The 11,506-nt window shown below is 41.0% G+C and carries 6 protein-coding genes; 2 read left to right on the top strand and 4 right to left on the bottom strand.

Features of this window, described 5'->3' with window-relative positions:
* Positions 1 to 63: 63 nt before the first annotated feature.
* Positions 64 to 2,232: a bifunctional alpha,alpha-trehalose-phosphate synthase (UDP-forming)/trehalose-phosphatase gene (locus IFO69_RS04090; RefSeq protein WP_192008577.1), complete on the top strand. Its 2,169-nt coding sequence runs from the start codon at positions 64 to 66 to the stop codon at positions 2,230 to 2,232.
* A 130-nt stretch (positions 2,233 to 2,362) separates the two neighbouring features.
* Entirely contained in the window at positions 2,363 to 3,451 is a 1,089-nt protein-coding gene (locus IFO69_RS04085) for a 6-bladed beta-propeller (protein WP_192008575.1), read from the top strand.
* 7 nt (positions 3,452 to 3,458) lie between these two features.
* Here IFO69_RS04085 and IFO69_RS04080 read toward each other — a convergent pair whose 3' ends face one another.
* The 4 genes from IFO69_RS04080 to murQ form a co-directional block, all read right to left on the bottom strand.
* A complete protein-coding gene (locus IFO69_RS04080; protein WP_192008573.1) occupies positions 3,459 to 7,595 on the bottom strand; it encodes an AAA family ATPase in 4,137 nt (1,378 codons plus the stop codon).
* Positions 7,596 to 7,669: 74 nt separating this feature from the next.
* Positions 7,670 to 9,112 (bottom strand): sodium:solute symporter, encoded by a 1,443-nt coding sequence (locus tag IFO69_RS04075; RefSeq protein WP_192008571.1) that lies wholly within the window; start codon positions 9,110 to 9,112, stop codon positions 7,670 to 7,672.
* 2 nt (positions 9,113 to 9,114) lie between these two features.
* Complete coding sequence (locus IFO69_RS04070) at positions 9,115 to 10,662, bottom strand: glycoside hydrolase family 10 protein (RefSeq protein WP_192008569.1); 1,548 nt, start codon at positions 10,660 to 10,662, stop codon at positions 9,115 to 9,117.
* 16 nt (positions 10,663 to 10,678) lie between these two features.
* The gene (gene murQ / locus IFO69_RS04065) at positions 10,679 to 11,503 is read right to left on the bottom strand and encodes an N-acetylmuramic acid 6-phosphate etherase (RefSeq protein WP_192008564.1); all 825 of its coding nucleotides are present in this window, start codon (positions 11,501 to 11,503) and stop codon (positions 10,679 to 10,681) included.
* Between the last annotated feature and the right edge of the window lie 3 nt (positions 11,504 to 11,506).

Below are 11,506 nucleotides of genomic sequence, written 5' to 3'. Positions count from 1 at the left end.
TGTCAAATTCACACCGAAATACAGTTTGTCTTCTCTTCTTTTTAAGAAAATCAATAAATAATTATGGGAAAAACAATTATTGTGTCGAACAGGCTGCCTGTTAGTTTAAGGCATAAGAATGGAAAATTTGAATTTAAACCCAGTGCTGGAGGCCTCGCAACAGGCTTAGGGTCAATCTATAAGGAAGGAGAGAATATTTGGATAGGTTGGCCAGGAAATGATGTGGAAGATCCTGAGCAGAGAGCTGAAATAATCATTGAACTTCATGAGTTGAAAATGGCTCCGGTATTTCTCACCAGTGAGGATATAGAGCAGTTTTATGAAGGGTTCAGCAATGAGACACTTTGGCCCGCATTTCACTATTTTACCCAAAATATCAATTATGATGAGGAACATTGGGATGCTTATGTGCGGGTAAATGAAAAATTTTGTGATGCAATTTTGAAAAAGGCTAATCCTGATGATACCATTTGGGTGCACGATTATCAGTTGCTGCTTTTGCCCCAAATGTTAAGGGAGAAATTGCCACAAGCAACGATAGCATTTTTCCAACATATTCCGTTTCCTTCCTATGAGGTCATCAGAATGTTGCCTTGGAGACACCAGATCCTTTCAGGGATGTGTGGGGCAGATTTGATTGGCTTCCATACCTATGACGATATGCGTCACTTTCTCAGTGCCGTGGGAAGGATCATGGGACTTTCCAATGAAAGCGGCTATATCCAAGCAGAAAACAGGTTGATCAATGTGGATTCCTTTCCAATGGGGATTGATTATGAAAAATTTGCACAGTCAGCCAAATCCAGAAAGACGAAAAATATAGCGAAGAAATTCCTCGGTGTTTTGGATGAGCAGAAGTTGTTGCTTTCGATAGATCGCTTGGACTATTCCAAAGGGATTCCGCAAAGGATCAAGGCATTTGATCGGTTTTTGGAAGAGAATCCTGATTATCACGGTAAAGTATCCATGATCATGATAGTGGTTCCATCTCGGGCAAAGGTGAAATCTTACATGGAGCTCAAGGAAGAAATCGATACCCTGGTGGGACGAATCAACAGTGATTATTCTACCCTCAATTGGGTTCCTATTCATTATTTCTATAGAAGTTTTCCATTTGAAGAATTGAGTGCTTTTTACAGCATGTCCGATATTGGTCTGGTTACTCCTTTGCGTGATGGCATGAACTTGGTCTGCAAAGAGTTTGTCGCCAGCAAGGTCAACAATAAAGGGGTGCTGATATTATCAGAGATGGCCGGTGCCAGCAAGGAGCTGCAAGATGCCATCTTGGTTAACCCTAATAATAACAAAGGGGTTTCTGATGCGATCAAGCAGGCATTGACCATGGATGATAAAGAGCAAAAAGCCCGCATTTTGTCCATGCAGGACACCATTAAAAGGTATGATGTCTTTCAATGGGTAAAAGTATTCATGGACAGGCTTCAACACGTAAAGCAGAAACAATTTGACCTGCAATCCAAAGAAGTAGATGCGGAAGTGATGAGCGAGCTACATGGTTATTTTCAGGAGGCCAAGAAGCCCATATTGTTCCTGGACTATGACGGCACCTTAGTGGGCTTTAAAAGCAGGCCAGAGGATGCATTTCCGGACGATGAGTTAAAGCAGTTGATAACCAAGCTGACCAAGAAATCGCAGGTAGTAGTGATCAGTGGGAGAGACAAGGAAACTCTAGGGAAGTGGTTTAAAGGCCAAAAGGTAGACTTAATTGCGGAACATGGGGTTTGGTTGAAGAAAAATGGAGCCAAAGACTGGGCACCATATGCTGAGGTGGATAATCACTGGAAACCAGATATTCGCTCTGTCATGGAATATTATGTCCAACGTACTCCGGGCGCTTTTATAGAGGAAAAACACCATTCGTTGGTTTGGCATTATAGAAAAGTAGAAAGCGGATTGGGAGACTTAAGGATGCGGGAGCTTTTCAGTCACCTCAAATATATGGCCAGGGGGCATAACCTACAGGTATTGGAAGGGAACATGGTTTTGGAAATCAAACGCCCTGATATCAATAAAGGGCGTGCAGCCACCACTTTTATGAAGGGGCAAGAGTATGATTTTATTTTGGCCATCGGTGATGATTGGACTGATGAAGATACATTTAAGGCAATGCCTGATGGGGCTTACAGCATCCGGGTGGGATATAGCTACACCCAAGCCAATTACAATATCAAAGGGCCACGTGAAGTAAGGTATTTGCTGAATAAACTAACCTGATTTAATAAGTTTTAAATTTCAAAATAAGTTGACCTGAAAACAAATCTTCGTTTTTAGATCAACTTATTTTTTCGTTATACGGTCGGGTAGTTAATAATGATTTAGCGATCCTACTTTTAAATGTTTACCTATGAAATATAATGTGATCTTACTTTTAGTATCCTCAGTATTTTTATTTCAATGTCAACAGGAAACAAAAACAGAACAGGATATACCTGTAATCATCATTGATCATGATGAGAAAAAGGAACTGTCTCTGGAAGACTTTGCCGGTGATTACCGGGAAATTCCTTTGGAAATGACCGAAATGAGCTTCATCAAATACATCAATGATATTGCTGTATCCGATGAGCATCTTTATATTGATGATGTCAAAATTGGAATTTTACAGTTCAATAAAGAAGGGGAGTTTATAAAAGTCATTGGTAAAAAGGCTGAAGAGGGGCCTGAAACTTATGCATACCCCACCTCTATAGCCTTTGATGAAGAAGAAAAGGCTGTAATAATTGCGGATACTTATCGCTTTAAAGTATACAAATTCAATCTGGAGGGAAGGCTGATTGGAGAGACAGAAAAATTACCTGCTGAACCTATTTTTGTCAAAACTGCTCAGGATGGTTATTGGGCAGTAGCGGAAAAGTTTGTTACTGATGGTAGTGGTAACAGTAGATTTTATCGTGAAGCTGAAATTTACAGATTTGGTAATGATCTTGAAATCCTTCAAGAGTTTACGGTTGATCATTTAAGCTTGAAAAGTGCCTGGGGAGCGATGAGACGTCAGCCATCCTTAATAACTTATTCGGAATACGATTCTCTCAATTACTTTTATAATCCTATTTTACTCCCTTCTCGTGCCTATGTTGGGAAATTTGACCGTGACACCTTGTACCAAGCACAGGAAGATCGTCTTTTACCAAAAGTAAGGTTTGAGTTCTCCAGAGAGATTTGGGATGGAGAAATGAAAATTTTCCACATTAGAAATGCAATGGCTTATAAGCAGTATTATCTGGTCAGTTATGAATATAGAAGCACTCCCTACTTGTTTATTTATGACAGGTCCACCAAGGAAGGTAAAGTGGTGCAGGAGGGATTAAGTATACCTGGTCTGGAAGAGAAATACATGCCTCATTCAAAATCCAATGGCCAAATGTACTTGATTGTGCAAAGACCACCAAAACCCGGTGAGGCAGAACCCAATCCTTCAATCTTTCTATTTTGAGGCTTTCTTATGGCGTATTGATAGGAATATCGATCACAGCCAAAAAGCCTTTGCCCGGTTGACTTTCTATATCGAATTGGCCATTGAGCATTTGTACCTTCGCTTCTATACCATGAAGACCAAGGCCGGTCGCTACTTTTTCTTTATCCATACCTAGTCCATTGTCCTCAACAGTAATGTTCAAGCTGTCTTCGTGGTTGATCAGTTGCAAATAGAGGTTGCTGGCATGGGCATGCTTGACGGTGTTGTGAACCAACTCTTGGCAGATCCGATAAATGGTCAGTTCTATTTGCTCTGGAAGCCGGTCTTCCAAGCCTAAAATTTGTAAATGACCTTCCAATTTCCCTCCTAAATTGACCTGCTCCACAAGTGTCTGCAAGGCAGACGCTAAGCCAAACCTCCTGAGGGAAACTGGAGACATATTGTGTGCTATCCTTCTCACCTCATCAATAGCCTCGTCCATTTTATCCATGGTTTCTCTATAAAGCAATTGGGGAGTGTTAGTAGAAAGGTCCTCCTGGATACGGTTAAGACGCATTTTAATGGTGGACAGTAAAGAACCCAAACTATCGTGAAGATCACCGGCAATCCGCTTTCTTTCATCCTCTTGGGTTTGGATAAGGTCTTTGAGGTGGTTGTTTTTTTGCGCTTCTATCAGGGAAGATAGCCTTTGCTTTTCCTCCATTTCCTTTCGGATTTCCTCATTCAAGCGGAGGGTTTTTTCATGTGTCCGGGCATTTTCGATGATCATTCCTCCTTGATTGGCTACGATCCTGATCCATTTGATCAATTGGTCCTGGTACAGGTTTTTGACAAAATTGTTTTCCAAATAAACAACCATCGATAAATAGCCATTGATATTGATGGGGAGTATCATCAAGGATTGCACACCTTGTTTTCTCAGTGTGTTTATTTCGGAAAAACTGTTTTCCTTTTCTAGGTCATTGATGATGACAGAAGATTGGGACCTATGGGCCATTAGCATCAGCCCCGAAGGAACAAGGTGGTTTTCATTCAATGCCCCATTTCTCGGAAGTAGAGAGAGTTTAGCTACTTCAATGACTTCTCCATTGTTTTCAATCCACTCAATGGCCGTTTGGGTTGACCCGGAAATCCGTAAGAGCATGACCATTAATTTTTGGGTAAGCGGCTGGGATTCCAGATCACCACTTAATTCCCTTAATAAAGTCTCAACATCCGGAGTGACGGGAGTGAAAGAGTCATCCTGAAAAAGAAATTGATATTGCTGGATGATTTGGTTGGCCTTGGTTACTCCTTCCCAATTCCTAAAGGCCAATATAGCCTTTTCTAATTGTGATTTACCGTTGACTAAATCACTTTGTTCAAGGCAAAATTTGGCATAAAGTTCATGAGATAGTGCACTTTCATAAAAATTACCTTGTGCAGATGCAATGGCTTGGTGGAAATTCTCCTTGATAGCACTTTGTGGGGAATTATTAATCCTTGACCATTCTGCTTGCATTAGCAGATAGGTGGATTTATAGTTGTCAGGGGCGTGCGTTTGCCATTGATCCATCAAGTCTAAAATTGATTGGAGCTCTTCAAGTAAATAATTTCGAGATTCCTCGTTTTGTGGATTCCAGCTTTGACTGATAGATAAAAAGAGTAAGGTTAGATTAGCAGGAACCAAGGGAGAGCCTTCTTGCAATTTTCTATTTTGATGGGCTTCTCGAGCACATCTTAAGGAGTGTTCAAAATGACCAAACATAAAATAAAACCTGGCCCAAACATGATTTCTATAAAATCTTTCTTCCTGAATCGTGAGCTTGGCTGCAAGCCAGCTTGGCTGTTGTCTGGGTATAGAGAAAAATGGACTATCTCCAGTTAAGTATTTGATGAGACTTTTTTGGTAATGAGTAATATAGTAAGTCAATTCCATCCCTGGATAAGACTCTTCAAATTCAAAATTCAGCAAGGCTTTGATAGGTTGTCCGGAGATCAAATGCAGGTTGAAAAGGTGGGTTTTCAGAATGTAAAGGCCAATTAAATCACCGGAAGTCCTTCCTGCTTTCATGCCTTCATGGAGCAGTGGAGTACTGGCTTTGAATTCTTTTTTCCAAGGTTGGATATAAAAGGCGAAAACCCCATAAACCCTACATCGATATTGAAGGTCATTGAGCTCTTGATTGACTTGAAGGCCTTGAATACCTAATTCATAGCCTTTTTTTATATGGCCAGAGATTATGCTCATCCTACCGTAACTCACATAACCAATCGCTTTTACACCAGGTTCTTGGCTGCCCTTTGACCGGTAAATGATTTGTAATGCTGCCCAAGTCATCATGATGTCTGAAGTATGATGCAGCGCCATTCCTCCTACATATAAGAGTCTAAGTATGACGTTTTGGATGTTGGGCGGAGTATTGATAATCGCAGGAGAATCCATTAAGTCAGTTTGATCGATCAGTTGCGATAATCGGTCAATTTCCAATTGGAAGGCGAGTTCATCATGTGGCAAGTCTAGTCCCAACTCAGAAAGGATTTCCCGGAGGATAGTGACTACTTTTCTGTATCTTCCTAAATGGTTGTTAATGGTTATTTTAGGAATAAAGGTTTCAGCTCTTTTGATAGGATCAAGTAACCTTTCCAGAAGATTATCCAGATGAATTTCAGCAAGGTCGTATTCTCCTAAATGGTACTCGACCTTTGCCCGCTCCATAAAAGTTTCCCACATACGGTCTTTGACCATTTCTCGGGGAAGTTCACCAAAGAGATCTGCGCTTGTTTTTAGAAAATGCCGTGCCTGCTCAAAGGCTTGATCTTTTAGCTGGATCTTTCCGGCTTCCAGGTTAAGTTCTGCACATTTCAGGCTGTCTTCATTTTGTTTGACCAATTCTATCGCCTGATTAAAATGCTGGGCAGCTATTACTTTTTGGGTGGAATTTATATTGCCAGTAGAATCTGAAATGATTTGTTTACCTAATTTATAATGGATTTCCTTTTTTTGGCCTAAAGGAATTCCTTCATAAATTACCTCACCGATATGGGTTTCTGCAAATCGGAAGGTGTTTTCATGAATTTCTATCAATCCAGCGTCCAATGCTTCCTGAATGGCTTGTTCTAGACTGTGTTCGTTTTGAGAGAAAAGGGAAAGTAAGATATCATTTTTGAAATTCCCCATGCATGACACAATAGACAGCATCTGTAAGCTTGGTTCTGAAAGTTTTTCCAGTTTGGACCAGAGTATGTTCTGAGAATCTCTGCCTTGGTATTGCTGTTTGATCTTTTCCAGTTTTCCCTTCCAATGCTGATTTTCAAAGTAAATTAAATCGGTATTTTTCAGACTTTCCACCAGTACCTGTAAGTAGGACGGGTTTCCTTCGCTTAACTCGTAACAAATTTGGGTCAGCTCCCGAGTAGTGCTGTTACCAAGGATTTCTTCTAAGAAATACTCCGTTTGATTTTGATCAAGGCCTTTTAAAGAAACGATCTCCAAATGCTTCTTGTCATAGTTGAGAGACTCAATCAATTGATTGACCCGAAACATGTTTTCAGCGGATTCCCTACTCGCTCCTATCCACAAAAACTTGTGGGAAGGAAGGTGAAGGATCAAATAGTAAAGCAAATTCATGCCAGAACCATCAGCCCATTGGAGGTCATCACTGAAAAGCAATACAGGCTTTTGAAAGAAGTCACTTAGAAATTCAAAGAATATTCTAAAAAGGGTATAGAGCTGGTTTTCAACCTTTGGAACTGGAGAAGCGTTTGGTTCCGGAGATTTTCCAGCCAGAAGGCTTAATTCGGGTATATAGTCAAAGAGCAAGGGCAAATGTGCCCCTAGCTGGGTTTTCAATTCTTTGGAGAATTCCGAAAAGGCTGCCTTGTCCATTTGTTTATAGATTTTCCTGAGAAAATCTGCAATGCCCATCTTAAAGCCGACGTATGGGATATTACTTTGTTGTTGGTTATGCTTTAAATCCAAGACGAGGTAATTGGGCCTGTTTTGATGGAGAAACTGCTCCACAAGGTACGTTTTACCAGTACCTATTGGTCCTTTCAAGAGAATACCGCATAGGCGCTCATCTTTTCCAGACAGGATACGTTCAGCGTATCCATTCAGCTGAGAGATGAATTTTTTATTGCTGGGAGAAATATAATTTGATATTGGGGAAGCGTCTTTCATAAATCGTAATCACAAACGGGTAGGGTGATATTATTAAATATTCCCCAATACTCCTAACGCTTTACCCTAGGTCTTTAATTCTGTTTTCTTACCAACAGAAGTAGACCAAGAAAAGTCAAAGCACCATTTACCAACAAGATTTCAAATCCAAATTGGTATCCTCCAAACCATACACTAGAATAGCTGTCTAAAATATAGCTGATGATTGGGGCAGCAATGCAGACCCAAGGTACCCAATGGTCCTTTACCTTTAGCTTAGTTGTCAGGCCGAAAGCAAATAGTCCCAGTAGAGGGCCATAGGTAAATCCAGCAGCTTTGAATACGGCACTTACCACGCTGCTATTGTTAAGCATGTCGAAGAGGACAATGATAACAAAAATGAGAAAGGTAAAGCCAATATGAACCCCTAATCGAGTTGATTTTTGACTTTTTCCCTTTTTGGAGGGAAGGTTTAAAATGTCTACACAAAAGGATGTGGTGAGTGCAGTTAGGGCAGAATCAGCACTAGAAAATGCTGCCGCAATGATGCCCAAAAGGAAAGTGACTCCAGCTAAAATCCCAAAATGATTCAAAGCCAAAATTGGATAAAGCTCATCAGTGCTTTCAGGTATACTGATCCCATTTTTAGCTGCAAAATAATAAAGTAAAACACCCAGTGAAAGGAAAAACAGATTGGAAATAAAAAAGCTGACAGAGAACCAAAAGATGTTTTTCTGGGCTTCTTTTTGGTCCTTGCAGGTCAGGTTTTTCTGCATGACGTTTTGATCCAGACCATTCATCGTGATGGTAATGAATACTCCCGCCAAGAACATTTTAAAGAAGTTTTTGCTGGAAAGAGGATCCCACTCAAAGACGGTAGAAAGTGGGTTTTCTTTGATTACTCCTAAGAGCTCTCCGGCATTTAATTCCAATTGTTGACTAATGATGATGATGCTGATGATGACCGCCAATAATAAAAAGGTGGTTTGCAAGGTATCTGTCCAGACAATGGTTTTGATGCCCCCTTTGTAAGTGTAAAGCCAAATCAGTAAGGCTGTGGTAAAGACGGTGACGAAAAAAGGAATATTGAAAGCATCAAAAAAAGCAATTTGTAATACAGTAGCTGCTAAAAAAAGTCTAAAAGAAGCCCCAATGGTCTGGGAGACCAGAAAGATGACTGATCCAGAAATATACGCTTTTGGACCAAAACGGCTTTTGAGGTATTCATAAATGGAAATAAGTCTAAGCTTGTAGAATAAAGGGATTAAAATGATCGCAATGACGGCATATCCCACCATATTGCCCATTACAAACTGCAGGTAGTTCCAAGAAGAATTACCCACTTCCCCCGGGACAGAAATGAAAGTCACTCCTGATAGGGAAGCACCGACCATCCCAAATGCTACCAAGTACCACGGAGACTGGCGGTTGGCGGTGTAAAAAGTCAATTCATCGGTCTTTCTAGAGGTCAGGTAACTGATCAAAAGTAAGAGAAGAAAGTAGGAGGTGATTACTATAAAGACCAGACTTTGACTCATTTTTACTGGGTTTTGATAACTTTTCTTTTTCCTTTAGTGACAATCTTAATGGGACGGGAAGGTTCACTTTCATTATGAAGTCGATCTACTGCTGTAATGCAGTAAGTGTAGTTACTGCGCTTATTTACCAGATTATCCTTCCATTCTTGCAAAGCATAAGGCCCTTTTTGCACTGTACGATAAATCTTATTGGGATTTGAAGTGTCCACTTTTTCGTCCTCTTCGAATCTGTAAATTACAAAATAGGAAGCATCTCCATCGAGGTTTGCTTCCCAATTAAGCGTAATACCACTGGCAGGACTTCCTTTTGCCTTAACTGTTTGAACGGATTGTGGGGCTTGCTGGTCGATCCAAGGCATTTCTGGAGGAAGCGCTGGGTTTGGATAGGCTTTGGTCAATTGTGAATTGACATTTTCTTTGTTTCCTGCTATGGTTTTAGCACTGAAAAACATGCTGCCCTTGACTTCGGGAAAGGTTCTATTATATTGGATTTGATTGACCACTTCGTTTTTGTCTTCCCAGCCTTTTTGTCCTACTCTATAAACTCCTTGACCAATGTAGACATGGCGTCCATAGCTGTTTTCTGCCCACCATTTTACCAAAGTTTTGTATTCCGCCAATTCAAATCCAATATGCCAATATATTTGTGGAGTGACATAATCTATCCAGCCTTCTCTTAACCATTTGAGTACATCGGCATACAGGTCATCATAATTGGTTTGGCCCGCTCGGGTAGCTGATCCCAAGGGGTCTTTGTCTTGGTTTCTCCAGACTCCAAATGGACTGATCCCAAATTTCATCAATGGCTTTTCTGCTTTGATCCTTTTGGAAAGTTCTTCTACAAAATAATCTACATTGTACCTTCTCCAGTCTTCCAGGTCATCAAACCGCTTTCCGAAGTTGGCATAGGAGCTACTGTCAGGAAATGCTTCATTGGCAATTTTGTAGGGGTAAAAATAATCATCAAAGTGCACAGCATCCATATCATAGTGCTTAACCACTTCAATGATAGACTGCAACACAAACTCTTGGGCAGCTGGAATACCCGGATCATAATACCATTTGCCACCATATTGAACAAACCATTCAGGGTGTTGGACAAGGGGATGGTCAGCCGAAGGAATAAATTCTTTGTTATTGGATGCCCTATAGGGATTGAACCAACCATGAAACTCCATTCCTCTTTTTCTGGCTTCATTGATCATAAATTCCAGTGGGTTGTAATAAGGAGAAGGGGCTTCGCCCTGCTTGCCTGTAAGGTAGGCAGACCAAGGTTCATAACTGGAAGGATAGAAGGCATCCGCTGTTGGGCGGATCTGCATGATCACAGCATTCATTCCAGCAGCCTTAAGCGTATCCAACAATGCAACATACTCTGCTTGTTGCTGGGCTGCAGGCAAACCCTTTTGGCTAGGCCAATCAATGTTCTCTACAGTAGCGATCCATGCGGCGCGAAGTTCTCTTTTGGGAGCATCTTGGCTGATCACGGCATGGCTTATACCTAGGAATAGAAAGATTAGGGAAATAAGACTTTTGTGAAAATGAAGCATTGAGAAAGGATTCGTTTTATTTACTTTGATAAGCTTCTACAGCTTTTTTGACAGAACCATAAAGTGTCAAAAGCTTTAAGGCTGCTTGATAGTCCAGCTCTGGGATTTCTTCCATGACCATTCGTACACCTCTATCTACCAACTTGTTATTGCTGAGCTGCATATTGACCATTTTATTGCCTTTAACCTTGCCCAGTTTAATCATAAGACTGGTGCTGATCATGTTAAGCACCAGCTTTTGGGCAGTGCCTGCTTTCATTCGGGTACTTCCGGTGACGAACTCCGGGCCAACTTCTACTTCAATGGGGAAATCAGCAACCGATGAAATCAGGGCATCTTTATTACAACTGATACTTCCAGTAAGCACTCCGTTTTCTTGGGCTACTTGTAGGCCACCAAAAACATAAGGGGTTTTACCTGATGCTGCAATTCCGATCAAGGTGTCCTTTTCGTTAATCCCGAATTGTTTTAAGTCTTTCCATGCTTGGTTAGGATCATCTTCTGCTCCTTCCACAGCCGTCCTGATTGCGCTGTCCCCACCGGCAATTAGCCCTACGACCAGATTAGGGGAGGCGCCGTAAGTGGGAGGTATTTCAGATGCATCTAAAATTCCTAAGCGACCGGAGGTTCCTGCTCCGATATAGAATAACCTTCCCCCGGACTGCATTTTTTTACTTGAAGCATCAACCAGTTTTTTGATGTGGGGAATAATTTTTTGAACAGCCTTTGCAACTTTCTGATCTTCTTGGTTGATGTTTTTTAATAAGTCTACTGTTGACATTTCCTCCAAATTAGTATAGAGAGAGGAGGACTCAGTGGTGGGAATAACTTGGCTTGACATATT

This window comes from Echinicola arenosa, from assembly GCF_014841125.1.
In the GTDB taxonomy this organism is placed as follows: Bacteria; Bacteroidota; Bacteroidia; order Cytophagales; family Cyclobacteriaceae; genus Echinicola; species Echinicola arenosa.
Note: the sequence above shows the minus strand (reverse complement) of the source record. Positions and strands in the feature narration are given on the sequence as shown.